Origin of the sequence: Polaribacter sp. Hel1_33_96 (assembly GCF_002846595.1) — a bacterium.
GTDB lineage: Bacteria > Bacteroidota > Bacteroidia > Flavobacteriales > Flavobacteriaceae > Polaribacter.
Genome location: NZ_PJMV01000001.1, coordinates 2,872,642 through 2,886,907, shown reverse-complemented (window position 1 = coordinate 2,886,907; position 14,266 = coordinate 2,872,642). Strand labels below are relative to the sequence as shown.

General features: G+C 32.1%; 13 protein-coding genes. 8 read left to right on the top strand and 5 right to left on the bottom strand.

Annotation, left to right across the window (positions count from 1 at the left end; genetic code table 11):
- Positions 1 to 85 precede the first annotated feature (85 nt).
- Complete coding sequence (locus ATE90_RS12420; RefSeq protein ID WP_180335210.1) at positions 86 to 2,917, top strand: exo-alpha-sialidase; 2,832 nt, start codon at positions 86 to 88, stop codon at positions 2,915 to 2,917.
- A 29-nt stretch (positions 2,918 to 2,946) separates the two neighbouring features.
- Here ATE90_RS12420 and ATE90_RS12415 read toward each other — a convergent pair whose 3' ends face one another.
- The 3 genes from ATE90_RS12415 to ATE90_RS12405 all read right to left on the bottom strand — a co-directional run bounded on the left by ATE90_RS12415 (position 2,947) and on the right by ATE90_RS12405 (position 5,917).
- The gene (locus ATE90_RS12415) at positions 2,947 to 4,212 is read right to left on the bottom strand and encodes an outer membrane beta-barrel protein (RefSeq protein ID WP_036784430.1); all 1,266 of its coding nucleotides are present in this window, start codon (positions 4,210 to 4,212) and stop codon (positions 2,947 to 2,949) included.
- Positions 4,197 to 4,736, bottom strand: coding sequence for an RNA polymerase sigma factor (locus ATE90_RS12410; protein ID WP_366132839.1), 540 nt, complete (start codon positions 4,734 to 4,736; stop codon positions 4,197 to 4,199). Before ATE90_RS12410 ends, ATE90_RS12415 begins: the two co-directional genes overlap by 16 nt.
- A 137-nt stretch (positions 4,737 to 4,873) precedes the next feature.
- Positions 4,874 to 5,917: a kelch repeat-containing protein gene (locus ATE90_RS12405; protein WP_036784425.1), complete on the bottom strand. Its 1,044-nt coding sequence runs from the start codon at positions 5,915 to 5,917 to the stop codon at positions 4,874 to 4,876.
- Positions 5,918 to 6,272: 355 nt separating this feature from the next.
- Here ATE90_RS12405 and ATE90_RS12400 point away from each other — a divergent pair, with 355 nt between their 5' ends.
- The 4 genes from ATE90_RS12400 to ATE90_RS12385 all read left to right on the top strand — a co-directional run bounded on the left by ATE90_RS12400 (position 6,273) and on the right by ATE90_RS12385 (position 10,374).
- The gene (locus tag ATE90_RS12400) at positions 6,273 to 6,785 is read left to right on the top strand and encodes a DUF6973 domain-containing protein (RefSeq protein ID WP_235317693.1); all 513 of its coding nucleotides are present in this window, start codon (positions 6,273 to 6,275) and stop codon (positions 6,783 to 6,785) included.
- Positions 6,786 to 6,935: 150 nt separating this feature from the next.
- Positions 6,936 to 7,613 (top strand): succinate dehydrogenase cytochrome b subunit, encoded by a 678-nt coding sequence (locus ATE90_RS12395; protein WP_036784423.1) that lies wholly within the window; start codon positions 6,936 to 6,938, stop codon positions 7,611 to 7,613.
- 12 nt (positions 7,614 to 7,625) lie between these two features.
- Positions 7,626 to 9,623, top strand: a complete 1,998-nt coding sequence (locus ATE90_RS12390) for a fumarate reductase/succinate dehydrogenase flavoprotein subunit (RefSeq protein WP_036784420.1) — start codon at positions 7,626 to 7,628, stop codon at positions 9,621 to 9,623.
- A 10-nt stretch (positions 9,624 to 9,633) separates the two neighbouring features.
- The gene (locus ATE90_RS12385; protein ID WP_036784418.1) at positions 9,634 to 10,374 is read left to right on the top strand and encodes a succinate dehydrogenase/fumarate reductase iron-sulfur subunit; all 741 of its coding nucleotides are present in this window, start codon (positions 9,634 to 9,636) and stop codon (positions 10,372 to 10,374) included.
- A gap of 223 nt (positions 10,375 to 10,597) precedes the next feature.
- Here the strand turns inward: ATE90_RS12385 and ATE90_RS12380 are convergent, their stop codons facing one another.
- Together ATE90_RS12380 and purN are read right to left on the bottom strand one after the other, a co-directional pair.
- On the bottom strand, positions 10,598 to 11,233 hold the full coding sequence (locus ATE90_RS12380; RefSeq protein WP_036784415.1) for a ribonuclease H1 domain-containing protein: 636 nt from the start codon (positions 11,231 to 11,233) through the stop codon (positions 10,598 to 10,600).
- Positions 11,226 to 11,798 (bottom strand): phosphoribosylglycinamide formyltransferase, encoded by a 573-nt coding sequence (purN, locus tag ATE90_RS12375; protein WP_036784413.1) that lies wholly within the window; start codon positions 11,796 to 11,798, stop codon positions 11,226 to 11,228. The genes ATE90_RS12380 and purN overlap by 8 nt, the downstream gene beginning before the upstream one ends.
- A gap of 170 nt (positions 11,799 to 11,968) precedes the next feature.
- Here purN and ATE90_RS12370 point away from each other — a divergent pair, with 170 nt between their 5' ends.
- From ATE90_RS12370 to rnc, 3 genes are read left to right on the top strand one after another with little or no spacing between them, the layout of a single operon-like run.
- Positions 11,969 to 12,205 carry an acyl carrier protein gene (locus ATE90_RS12370; RefSeq protein WP_004569249.1) on the top strand — a complete coding sequence of 79 codons (237 nt, stop codon included), beginning with the start codon at positions 11,969 to 11,971 and terminating at the stop codon, positions 12,203 to 12,205.
- Positions 12,206 to 12,210: 5 nt separating this feature from the next.
- A complete protein-coding gene (fabF, locus tag ATE90_RS12365) occupies positions 12,211 to 13,464 on the top strand; it encodes a beta-ketoacyl-ACP synthase II (RefSeq protein ID WP_036784408.1) in 1,254 nt (417 codons plus the stop codon).
- A gap of 3 nt (positions 13,465 to 13,467) precedes the next feature.
- Positions 13,468 to 14,205: a ribonuclease III gene (gene rnc, locus ATE90_RS12360; RefSeq protein WP_036784406.1), complete on the top strand. Its 738-nt coding sequence runs from the start codon at positions 13,468 to 13,470 to the stop codon at positions 14,203 to 14,205.
- The last annotated feature ends 61 nt before the right edge of the window (positions 14,206 to 14,266 follow it).

Genomic DNA, 14,266 nt, shown 5'->3' with positions numbered 1-14,266 from the left:
AAATAAAATATTTTTTTTATCACTTAGGCCCATTAGAGAAGTATTCTAATCCTTTTGATAAACTTATTAATTCAATAAACAAAACATGAAAAAAATTATACAGTATTTACTTTTTTTATTCAGCGGTATTTTAATTGCGCAACAAACAGCTACAAGTGCTGTTTTAATTGAAAAGGCTCTTAAAGAGAAAGAAATTTTAGAAAAAACGTCTCTAGTAAAAAACGTCAACTTTACAAATATAGGTCCAACTATAATGAGTGGACGTGTTGCAGATATTGATGTAAACCCAAATAATACCATGGAATTTTATGTGGGTTATGCCTCTGGAGGCTTGTGGTATACAAAGAATAATGGAACAACTTTTACACCAGTTTTAGATAGTTCGGCAACACAAAACGTAGGAGATATCGCTATAGATTGGAGCTCCGGAACAATTTGGGTTGGTACTGGTGAAAAAAATTCTTCTCGCTCGTCTTATGCAGGAATAGGTGTTTTAAAATCTATAGATAAAGGTAAAACTTGGAACAATGTAGGTTTGTTAGATTCTCACCACATTAGTAGAATTCTTATTAATCCAAAAAATACAGATGAAGTAGTAATTGGAGTTATTGGTCATTTATATTCTTCGAATAAAGAAAGAGGAATTTTCAAAACTACGGATGGAGGAGAAACATGGACTAAAACTTTGTTTATTGATGAAAATACAGGTATAATTGACGTACAGCCCGCCCCAAATAACTTTGAGACTCTTTATGCTGCTTCTTGGGAAAGAAATCGTAAAGCATGGAATTTTCATGGAAATGGAAGCAAATCGGCCATTTATAAAAGTACAGATGCTGGAGATTCTTGGGTAAAAGTTTCAGATAAAAGTGGTTTTCCAATGGGAGATGGAGTTGGTAGAATTGGGTTGGCTGTTTTTAATGAAAATATTGTTTATGCTTTGCATGATAGCCAGTTTAGAAGAAAGGGAAATACAAACAAAAAACCTTCAAGTACTTTAACGAAAGAAGATTTTAAAACAATGTCTGTTGGAACATTCTTAAATCTTACAGATAAAAAGTTAAACTCATATTTAAAAAACAACGGATTTCAGGAAAAATACAGAGCAGAGAATGTAAAACAAATGGTGAGAGTTGGTTCTGTAAAGCCAATAGATTTAGCCAAATATTTAGAAGACGCAAATTCTTTGTTATTTGACACCCCTGTTGTTGGAGCAGAAGTTTTTAAAACTATAGATGGAGGAGCGTCTTGGAAAAAAACGCATGAAGATTATTTAGATGGTTTGTATTATTCTTATGGATATTATTTTGGTGAAATTAGAGTAGATCATCAAGATGAAAATGGAATTTATGTAATGGGAGTTCCAATTTTAAAATCGAAAAATGGAGGAAAAGCATTTAAATTAATTAGTAGAGAAAATGTACATTCAGATCATCAAGCTTTATGGGTAAACCCAAAGAAATCTGGACATATTTTAAATGGAAATGATGGAGGTTTAAACATGTCTTATGATGATGGGGACAGTTGGATAAAATTAAATAGTCCTGCTGTTGGACAATTTTATTCTGTGTATGCAGATAATCAGAAAAATTATAAGGTATATGGAGGATTGCAAGACAACGGTGTTTGGACAGCATCACATGATGCTAAAATCAACAAACGTTGGCATCAAACAGGCCAAAATCCCTATGAATCTATTATGGGAGGTGATGGAATGCAAGTGCAAGTAGATGATAGAAATCCAAATATTGTGTATACAGGATATCAATTTGGAAATTATTTTCGAATTGATAGAGCATCAGGAAAAAGAACATATATTCAGCCCAAACATTCCTTAGGAGAAGCCCCGTATAGATTTAATTGGCAAACACCCATTCATTTATCAAAACACAATCAAGATATTTTATATTTAGGAGGTAATAAATTACACAGAAGTTTAAATCAAGGAGATACTTGGGAAACTATTTCGGGAGATTTATCATCTGGCGGGAAAAAAGGGAATGTAGCCTATGGAACCTTAACTACTATTTCTGAAAGTCCGTTTCAATTTGGATTATTATATGCAGGCTCAGATGATGGATTAGTGCATATTTCTAAAAACGGTGGAGGTTCTTGGTCAAAGATTTCAAATTCATTTCCAAAAGATTTATGGGTTTCTAGAATTGCAGCCTCATCACATAAAAAAGAACGCGTTTATGTAAGTTTAAACGGTTACAGATTTGATGATTTTACACCATATATTTTTATGTCTGATGATTTTGGACAAACTTGGAAAAATATTGGAAATGCAATTCCAATAGCTTCAGTAAATGTAATTAAGGAAGACCCTGTAAACAAAAACATGTTGTATGTTGGCACAGATAATGGGCTGTATGTTTCTTTTAATAAAGGAAATTCTTGGGAAGTTTTTTCAAGGAATTTACCGAATGTGGCTGTGCATGATTTAGTGATTCAGCCTACAGCAAAACATTTAATTATTGGCACTCATGGACGAAGTTTATACAAAGCAAACATTGCTCCTTTACAATTGCTTACGGATGATTTAGCCGAAAAATCAGCACATTTTTTTGCAATTAATTCGATAAGAAAAAGCAACAATTGGGGAAGCTCTAGAGGTAACTGGTCTCCTCCGAATATTCCCGAAATAAATATTTCTTTCTACTCAAATGAAACGAAAAAAGTTATTGTTGATGTTTTTTCTAACAATATAAAAGTAAATTCAATCTCTGTGGACGCAGATAAAGGTTTTAATGAAGTTTTATATGATGTTTCTTTCTCTAAAAAAGGTAGAAAAGCTTTTGTTAGTAAATACAAAGAGAGTACTTTAAAAAATGCTAAAAACGGAAAGTATTATTTGCCAAAAGGAGTATATACTGTAAAACTGGAATCAGCTACAGGAAGGTTTGAGATATATTAGATTTTTAATCGCTCTATACTTCTAAAGTATTAAAACCTATAGCCTATTCCGGTGTGTATGCCTATTACAAAAGGTGCTGTTTTGTCGCTATATCTATTATAAGTTTGGTAATGTTTTTTAAACATTATAGCCGTATTAAAAACAAATCGTCTAGATAAATTATAATCAATATCTAATCCGATATTAAAACTAACACTGTAAGTTGATAAATTATTTGCTGTCGCAATTTTTTTAGTAAATAAATCTGTTTTTGCAAGAATTTCGTTTTTGTTTAAGTATAATAAACTTAAACCCCCAATAAAATTAGTTCTGAATTTTGATTTGTTATAGAGTCTGTATTTAATTTCAATTGGCAATTCTAAGTATCCAATTGTTTGGATTAAATCTGATTTTTGAGCCTCAGGTTCACCAGGGAGGTTTCGGTTGTTGTTTGAAAACCTAATAAGAACGTCAGGATCATAATTTACATTTAATAAACTATTATTTCCTTTAATTCCCTTAAGAAATAATTCCTTTGTAATGAAGCTAAGCTCTTTTGATATAATTCCTGTTTGTAAATAAACCTTATCTGATAGTTTAAATCCAATTTTATATCCAAACAATTTTGAAATTAAGCCAGATGATGGATTATCATCAAAACGACTATCGATCACTGAGCTGTTTTTTGTAAATCGACCTGAATTTGAAAAGCCAAAAACTGGTGTAATAATCCATTTTTTTTCATTTTTAACAGGTAACGAATCTTTTTTACGCTTTTGTGCTAAAGAATCAATTTTATTTATTTTTTTCTTAACCGAAATACTTTTTTTATCTTTTTGAAAACTATCATCTTTTAGAATTTCTTCTGTTTTATTGTAATCATATGCTTTTTTATGGCGATTAGCTTCTAATTTATTATTATCCTTTGTTTTTATTGTTTTATAGTTTTGGCTATTTGATAATTCAGATCTCTTTTCCACTGAAATATTTGAAACTGAGGAAAATATTTTCTTGGTTTTTTTATTTTTTAAGTCTGTTCCTAAGTTGCTTTTCTTTTTAGTTTTAACTTGTTCATCCTTCAATTCTTTTAAATTTGTGTTCTTGTGAAAATTTATTGGTAACTCTTTTTTAGGAGGATAAAATACTAATATAGAAATTATTAATATTACAAAACTGATTCCAAAAACTGACCAAAAAATACGCACTCGTCTTCTTTTTCTTAACTTAGTCTCAATAGCAATCCAAACTTCAGAAGGTAGATTAACTTCAGAAGTTTGTATTTTTTTTTGGAATAATTTGTCTAAGCTAATCTGCATAATTTATTTATTTCAGATTCATCATTTATTTTTTTTTGTAATATTTTTCGCGCTCTATAAAGATTAGATTTTGATGTACCTATAGATATTTTGAGTAGCTCAGAAATTTCTTGATGAGAATATCCATCTAAAACATATAGGTTAAAAACTATTTGATATTTAGGAGGCAGTTCTTTAATTAAAGATAATAGATAATCAAGATTTATATTTTTTTCATCAATATTTACAAAGACATCTTCTTCAGGTATTTGAAAATTTTCTATTGAGTCAAATTGCAATATAGATTGATTTCTGAATTTTTGAAGAGCTACATTTACAGTAACTCTTTTTAACCATCCTTCAAAAGAACCTTTGTTTTTAAATTTTGAAATATCTTTAAATATCATTATAAAACTATCTTGCAGTGTGTCTTGTGCATCTTGCTGATTTTTAGAATATTTTAGGCATACTCTGAAGAGTTTATCAGCAAACAAGCTATAAATTTTGGTTTGTGCACTTAAATTTTGACGGCAACATTTTTGTATGAGAACTTCTATATCTATAACTGATTTTTATTAAGATTAATAAGTGGTTTACTTAATTTAGTATCAATTATTTGAAATAAATAGAAGTTCTCTTCAAAAAAAATACAACTCTCTTTCATGTGTTGTTTTGTGCATATTTATTTTAAACTTGCTGTTAGAATTGACCATTCAGATTGTACATTTTGGCCATTACCTGGACTGCCAAATAAAATATTTATTTTATCGTCTTTCACCATCATTTGATGAATGGCTTTTAGGCCTCCTTCGGAATCTAAATTAGTTTCAATTTCTTTAAAAATATTTGTACTAGGGTCAAATGTACCAATAAAAGAAGTTTTATCATCCGCATAAAGCCCTTTATGTCCAGCTATTAATATGATCTCTCCATATTTATGAACATAAGTAACATCTGCTGCTACGGTCATACTAAGTTCTTCATAATTTAATGAATTATCTAAAGGATAAATATAAATTTTATTTGTTGCCTGAAAATCTTCATACAAAGCACCTCCAAAGACATATATTTTTTCATTTACTACTGCAGCACTGGCTCCAATCATAGTTTCAGGAGTGTCAATAATTTGTTCAAATAGTTCTTCAGAATTAATATTTAGTTTGTAAATTTTTTTATTTTCTTTCGTTGAGGTATCAGGTCGATACCCTCCTATTATGTAGGTGTTTCCATTGTCCGTTGCAATTCCGAACTTACTTAGAGTGAAATATGGGTTTTTTGCATCTATACCAAAGTAACTTCTACTTGAAGGTTCATCAACGATGTTTAAGTCGTAGGTTTTTAATTCGGTGCCGCCAATTGATACAAGTTGATTGTTACTAATGGTTAATTGTTTTGTAATAAATCCACCAGGAGAGGTGTTTTTTCTAGTTAGTTGATTTGTGTCTAGGTTTAATTTAAAAATCTCTTCTTCAGTTGTATTCCCTGAGGACTCATTTTCTCTACATGAAATATATAAGCTATTTTCTGATGTTGAACTCGTCATTCCAATATGAGGTCCTCCTAAAAGATTTGCCTCAAAAGTGTAGGCCTCTTCAAATGAAAGATTTGTTATTGGGTTTGGGTCTTCAATTATAGGGTTTGTTGTCTCATTTATAGCATTGGATTCGCAGTTGTAAAAAGATATTGAGGCAATTAATAATATTAGGGGTAAGATTATTTTTTTCATTTTAAACTATTTTTTTGATAATTATATGTATTAGGTGCAAATACTTTTAAAAGGTTGCGTTAAGATTTTATTTTTTTACTTTTGTTTTGAAACATGTAATTAGTAGAATAATTAATTTTTAACTGGATGAAAAATTTCAATAGCGCTTTTGGTCTTATTTTAATGCCATCTTACTTCAGGATTTTCATTAAATATTTTATCTATCTTGAATCAAGAGAATTTTAACGAAAAATCTTATTTTAAATACGTGAAAAAATATTTCTTTTTTATTTTTTATTTAAGTGTAATTTCAACAAACGCTCAAACCAATTTTAAAAGTTTTTTTGACCTTTCACGGCCAAAAAAAACTTGGGTTTTGTTTCATCCTTTTAAAGCAATAAAATCATTAGAAATTTCGAAAGAAGCCAAACGGATCGCAGATTCAATTAAAAAAACTAATTTGTTAGATGGGGATGCTTCTGGGGGTCAGGTAGATGCTTTTAGACATGCCTATTGGATGGCTCGCTTAAGACAAGAGATTGGTGAAAAAGCAGCTCGATCTCTTGGGAAATCTCATGAAAAAGAAAACTATTTATCATATAAAAAAAGTAAATTAGAAGACGGAATTGTACCTGACAAAAAATCTTCAGAGATGGATTTATGGAATAATAATGAAGGCTTAAAATTGATTTCTAGAGGGAGCAAGGTTTCCAAAAAAGGACTAATTTATAGAGTAATAAATGCTATCCATCAAGGTAAAATGAAAATTATAAAAAAGGATAAAAAAGGTCGTTTTTTAACATTTGAAGGAAAGCTTATTTCTGAAGAATATTTAATTGGAGTATGGGATAATGATAAATGTTTGGTAAAATCTAATTCCAGAAATTAACCCAAACTTTTTTTAAAAACCCTTTTTTTTTAAAATGGTCTTATTTATTATTTAAAATTATTCTAAATATTTGCGAAAACGATATAAAATCTTTGTATCGAGACCTCTTTAACCGTATTTTTGTGGTTACAATTTTAACTAAATTATACAATGGGCGGATTTTTTAAATCTTCAATTGGAAGAAAAGTGGCAATGGCGCTCTCAGCGTTTTTCTTAATGTTCTTCTTACTTCAGCATTTAGCAATAAATATTTTATCAGTAATTAGTCCAGAGACTTTTAACGAAGTATCTCATTTTATGGGAACAAATCCATTAGTGCAGTTTGCATTGCAACCTGTCTTAATCTTTGCAGTTGTTTTTCACTTTGTTATGGGGTTTATCCTAGAACTAAAAAACAGAAAAGCGAATGGTGTAAATTATGCGAAAAATAACGGAGCTGCAAATTCAACTTGGATTAGTAGAAACATGATTTGGAGTGGACTGGCAATTTTAGCTTTTGTTCTATTGCACTTTATTGATTTTTGGTTTCCAGAAATTAACACAAAATTCATTCAAGGCGATTGGTCGGGAATGATGGAAGGCTTAGAAGGTTTGCGTTATCATGAAGAATTAGTGCACAAGTTTGTAGATCCAATTAGAGTTGCTGCGTATGTGGTTGCATTTGTATTTTTAGGATTGCATTTAGCACACGGTTTTACATCCGCATTTCAGTCAATGGGTGGCACAGCAGGAAGAAAGAAAACATTACAAACTATTGGTAAAGCATATTCAATTATAGTTCCTTTAGGATTTATTTTTATTGCATTATTTCATCACCTTAACCATTAATCTTATAAAGTTATGGCTTTAGATTCAAAAGTACCTCAAGGTCCAATTAAAGATAAATGGACAGATTATAAAAATAAAATAGATTTGGTAAATCCTGCAAATAAGCGTCATATAGATGTTATTGTTGTTGGTACAGGTTTGGCAGGTGGTTCTGCTGCTGCTACATTAGCAGAGTTGGGCTATAATGTAAAAGCATTTGCTTACCAAGATTCTCCAAGAAGAGCCCATTCAATAGCCGCTCAAGGAGGAATCAACGCGGCAAAAAATTATCAGGGAGACGGAGATTCTACGTATCGTTTATTTTATGATACCGTAAAAGGAGGAGATTATCGTTCGCGTGAAGCAAACGTTTATAGATTAGCCGAAGTTTCTGCAAATATTATAGATCAATGTGTGGCACAAGGAGTTCCTTTTGCTCGCGATTATGGTGGTTTGTTAGACAATCGTTCTTTTGGAGGTGTTTTAGTTTCTAGAACTTTTTATGCGAAAGGACAAACAGGGCAGCAACTATTATTAGGAGCCTATTCTGCAATGAATAGACAAATTGCTCGTGGTAAAATAGAAATGTTTAACAGGCATGAAATGTTAGATGTTGTTATTGTTGATGGAAAAGCTAGGGGGATTATTGCAAGAAACTTAGTTACAGGAGAAATAGAGCGTCATTCAGCACATGCAGTTGTAATTGCTTCAGGAGGATATGGAAATGTATACTTCTTGTCTACCAATGCAATGGGATCTAATGTAACTGCTGGTTGGAAAGTACATAAAAAAGGAGCTTATTTTGCAAATCCTTGTTACACACAAATTCATCCAACTTGTATTCCACGATCGGGAGACTATCAGTCTAAATTAACTTTGATGTCTGAGTCTTTAAGAAATGATGGTAGAATTTGGGTTCCAAAGAATTTAGAGGATGTAAAAGCAATTAAAGAAGGAAGTAAGCGACCTACTGAATTAACAGAAGAGCAAAGAGATTATTTCTTAGAAAGACGCTATCCTGCATTTGGAAATTTAGTGCCACGTGATGTAGCATCAAGAGCAGCAAAAGAACGTTGTGATGCAGGTTACGGGGTAAATGCAACTGGTGAAGCTGTATATTTAGATTTTTCAGCATCTTTTGAACGTTACGGAAAAGAGCAAGCGAAGATTCAAAATATATCAAATCCATCTGAAGCTAAAATCAAAGAATTAGGGCAAGGAATTGTGAAGGCTAAATATGGAAACTTATTTCAGATGTATGAGAAAATCATTGATGAAAATCCATATGAAACTCCAATGATGATTTATCCAGCAGTTCACTATACTATGGGAGGTGTTTGGGTTGATTACAACTTAATGACTACAATTCCCGGATGTTACTGTATTGGTGAAGCAAATTTTTCTGATCACGGGGCAAATAGATTAGGAGCATCTGCACTGATGCAAGGTTTAGCAGATGGTTATTTTGTATTGCCGTATACTATTGGAGATTATTTATCGGATGATATAAGGACAGGAAAAATATCAACACAAACCCCAGAATTTGAAGCTGCAGAAAAAGACGTTACCGACAGAATAGCATTCTTTATCAATAATAAAGGAACTCGCTCTGTAGATTATTACCATAAAATATTAGGAAAAATTATGTGGGATAAGTGTGGAATGTCGAGAAACGAGGCAGGCTTAAAAGAAGCTATTGAAGAAATTTCTGCATTAAGAAAAGACTTTTGGCAAAATGTAAATGTTCCTGGAACAGAAACAGAGTATAATGAGCAATTAGCAAAAGCAGGTAGAGTTGCAGATTTCCTTGAGTTAGGGGAATTGTTTGCAAAAGATGCTTTAGTAAGAGAAGAATCAGCTGGAGGACATTTTAGAGAAGAACATCAAACAGAAGACGGAGAAGCAAAGAGAATTAAAGAGTTCCAATTTGTCTCTGCTTGGGAATACAAAGGAGAACCAAAAGACGCAGTTTTACATAAAGAGGAGTTGGTTTACGAGAACATAGAAGTTAAAGAAAGAAGTTATAAATAAGATAGACATTATGAATTTAACACTAAAAATTTGGAGACAGAAAGACTCAAGTTCAAAGGGTCAGATGGTAGACTACAAAGTTACTGAGATTTCAGAACATATGTCCTTTTTAGAAATGATGGATGTTCTAAATGAACAGTTAGTAAACTCTGGAGAACAGCCAGTAGCTTTCGATCACGATTGTAGAGAAGGAATCTGTGGAATGTGCTCTATGTATATTAATGGTGAAGCACATGGACCGGATAGGGGTATAACAACTTGTCAATTACACATGAGAATGTTTAAAGACGGAGATACAATTACTATAGAACCTTTTAGAGCTGCAGCATTCCCTGTAATAAAAGATTTGGTTGTAGACAGAACCGCTTTTGATAGAATTCAGCATGCTGGTGGATATATTTCTGTGAATACATCTGGAAATACACAAGACGCAAATTCAATTCCGATTTCTAAACACGCAGCAGACGAAGCTATGGATGCAGCAACTTGCATAGGTTGTGGGGCTTGTGTAGCAACATGTAAGAATAGCTCTGCAATGCTATTTGTGGGCGCAAAAGTATCTCAGTATGCTTTATTACCACAAGGACAAGTAGAGGCTTCAGATCGTGTGCAGAACATGGTTGCGCAAATGGATTTAGAAGGTTTTGGAAACTGTACAAATACAGGCGCTTGTGAGGTTGAATGTCCTAAGGGAATTTCTTTAGACAACATTGCAAGAATGAACAGAGAGTTAATGAAAGCTTCTATTTAATTGTTGCTCAGCATTGTGAGTTTTTACGAAGCAATCTCATAAAGGTAAACAGATAACGTTTATAATTATAAAATAAATCCCAAAACTATTTTTTAGTTTTGGGATTTATTATTTGATGCTAATCTTATAAAAAAATAAATAGTGTTTGGTCTTCTAAAATTATATTATAGAACCTGATTAAAACCCCTTTTAAACAAAGTAACTTTTTAGTAATAACTCTTTTTTATTTCCTGCCAAAATCTGCAGGAATTTCTCCCCAAGCTTTGGTTTCCCATTTCAAAATTGGGTTGTTATAGGTGTTTTCTTCCAACCATTTTTCAGCTCTTTTTATAAGGTCTAATAAATCTTTGTTAGAAGCATCAAAAACAAGATTAGTTCTACATTGTTTCTTTTTTACCCAACTCATGGCAATTCTAGAATCAGAATAAATAGGAATGTTTGCTTTGTTTTTACTTTTTAATAAAGCAATTCCGTGTACTAAAGCTAAAAATTCACCAATGTTATTCGTCCCTTTTTTAAAAGGCCCTTTTATGAAAAGTTGTTTTTTGTTATGGGTAAGAACCCCTCTATACTCCATTTTTCCTGGATTCCCAGAACAAGCAGCATCTACAGAAATGCTTTCTAGAATAGGATTTCCAAATTTTGCTTTTTCAAAGGAGGATAAAGATGGTTTTTTAGTGTTTTTGCCTTTATAGTCTTCGTAGTTTTTAGCAAAAGCAGTTTCAGCTTCATCTAAATTGGCAAAAGATTTGTATAGTGCGCCTTCAAAACCATCAATTTGCTTTTTGCAGACACCCCAAGAAGAAAAAATGCCTTTTTTTCTTCCATTCCAAACGACATAAAACTTTTTTTTACTCATTTATATTTAAAATTACGTCTTCTATTATTTTTGGGAAGAAACGTTGTTCTAAGATATGGATTTTTTCGGCAATAATTTCAGGAGTATCTTCTTCTAAAAGAGTAGTTTTTGCCTGAAAAATGATAGCACCCTCATCATAATTTTCATTTACATAGTGAATTGTGATGCCTGTTTCTGTTTCTTTATTTTCCTTTACAGCTCTGTGAATGTTTATTCCGTACATCCCTTTTCCACCATACTTTGGCAATAAAGCAGGATGAATATTAATGATTTTATTAGGGAAAGCGGCCACAATATTTTCAGGAATCTTCCATAAAAAACCAGCTAAAACAATATAGTCTGCGGTTTCTTTTAAAAGATTTAAGATAGTGTCTTTTTTTAAAAAATCATTTTTATTAAAACATAAGCAACTAATTTTTAACAACTTACATCTATCAATAACTTTTGCGTGCTCATTGTTACAAAGTACTTGAGTAACTTTAGCAGTTTTGTTTTGATTAAAAAATCGGATAATATTTTCTGCGTTCGTTCCAGAACCAGAAGCAAAAATAACGATACGCTTCATTTCTATAAATCTAGACTACAAAAAAAGGAATAATTATTAACAAACCGATCTTTTTAAAAGGAGATTAAAGATTTTATTTATCTTTTAGTATCATTTTTCGAGCAAAAGTTAGTTAGAATTAATAAGATTCGTATTTTTGCCCCGATTTAAATTTTAAAAAACAGAAAATTATGTCAGACATTGCATCAAGAGTAAAAGCTATTATCGTAGACAAATTAGGAGTAGACGACAATGAAGTAACAACAGAAGCTAGCTTCACAAACGATTTAGGAGCAGATTCTTTAGATACTGTTGAGTTAATTATGGAATTCGAAAAAGAATTCGATATTCAAATTCCAGACGACCAAGCTGAGAACATCGGTACCGTTGGTCAGGCAGTTAGCTATATTGAAGAAGCAAAAAAGTAATTTATATGCAGTTAAAACGAGTTGTAGTCACTGGGCTTGGCGCATTAACGCCAATTGGTAATAATATTGAAGAATATTGGAATGCATTAACTAACGGAGTTAGTGGTGCTGCTCCTATCACTTACTTTGATGCTGCCAAGTTCAAAACTCGTTTTGCATGTGAATTAAAAAACTTTAACGTGAACGACTTTATCAATAGAAAAGACGCACGTAAAATGGATAGATTTACGCAATATGCAATGGTAGCCTCAGATGAAGCAATTGCAGATTCAAATCTAGACCTAGAAAAGATTAACAAATTACGCGTTGGTGTAATTTGGGGAGCAGGAATTGGAGGCTTAGAAACTTTTCAAAATGAAGCTTTAAATTTTGGAGCTGGAGATGGTACTCCAAGGTTCAATCCGTTCTTTATCCCAAAAATGATTGCAGACATCGCTCCAGGAAATATTTCCATTAAGAATGGATTTATGGGGCCAAATTATACAACAGTTTCTGCATGTGCATCTTCAGCGAATGCTATGATAGATGCTTTAAACTATATCCGCTTAGGTACTTGTGATATTATAGTAACGGGTGGCTCTGAAGCCGCTGTTGCAATCGCGGGTGTTGGTGGTTTTAATGCCATGCACGCCTTATCAACAAGAAATGAAACCCCAGAGACAGCTTCTAGACCTTTTGATGGTGAAAGAGATGGTTTTGTATTGGGTGAAGGAGCAGGCGCTATTGTACTTGAAGAATATGAGCACGCGAAAGCGAGGGGAGCAAAAATTTATGCTGAGGTTATCGGTGGAGGAATGTCTTCTGATGCATATCATATGACAGCGCCACATCCAGAAGGAGTTGGAGTTATCGCAGTAATGAAAAATTGCCTAGAAAATTCAGGAATTAAACCAGAAGATGTAGACCATATTAATACACACGGGACTTCTACACCTTTAGGAGATGTTGCAGAATTAAAAGCCATCTCTCAAGTTTTTGGCAGTCATGCAAAAACCATAAATATTAATTCTACAAAATCTATGACAGGGCACTTATTGGGCGCTGCAGGGGCTATAGAGTCTATTGCTGTTATTTTAGCAATGAAACATGGTATCGTACCACCAACTATAAATCATACGAAAGTAGACGAAAACATTAATCCAGAATTAAACCTTACGCTAAATAAACCTCAGAAAAGAGATATTAAAATAGCAATGAGCAATACATTTGGTTTTGGAGGTCATAATGCTTGTGTTGCCTTTAAGAAATTAGAGGAATAACCGATGAATTTTATTCGTAAAATAGTTAAATCCCATTCTCAAGAGGATCAACAATTATTTATAGAATTAAAAAAAGTACTCAATTTTTCCCCAAAAAATATCAATAAATATAAAAAAGCATTTACGCATAGATCTGTGCAAATGTTGGATAAAAAAGGGATTCCTATTAATTACGAACGATTAGAGTTTTTAGGCGACTCTATTTTAGGATCTGTTATTGCTTCCTACTTGTATAAAAAAGTTCCAACGGGATCAGAGGGATACCTTACTCAAATGCGTTCTAAAATAGTTAGTAGAAAGCATTTAAACGAGTTAGGCAAAGATTTAAACTTAATTCGTTTTGTAAAAAGTAATATAGATCAATCAAACGTTGGAGATAATATTCATGGCAATATTTTCGAAGCTTTAATAGGTGCTATTTATTTAGACAGAGGGTATAATTTTTGTCAGAAATTTATACACGAACATGTAATTGTGCCTTATGTTGATATCGAAAAACTAGAAGGTAAAATAACTAGTTACAAAGGTTTGATTATAGAATGGTGTCAAAAAAAGAAGAAGAAATATAAATTTGATACTTATGAGGATTCTGGAAATGAGTCCATCAAACACTTCAGCGTTAAGTTAAGTATAAATGGAGAGCAAGTTGCTAAAGGAAGAGCAACCTCTAAAAAAAAGGCTGAAGAACAAGCTTCTAAAAGAGTCTACTATGCTTTTCAAAGTGAAATTTCTTTAGGTTAAGTACGATAACGTTTTCGTTAAAATCCCAGAAAAACTCATAAACAATTAGTAAATTAGCATC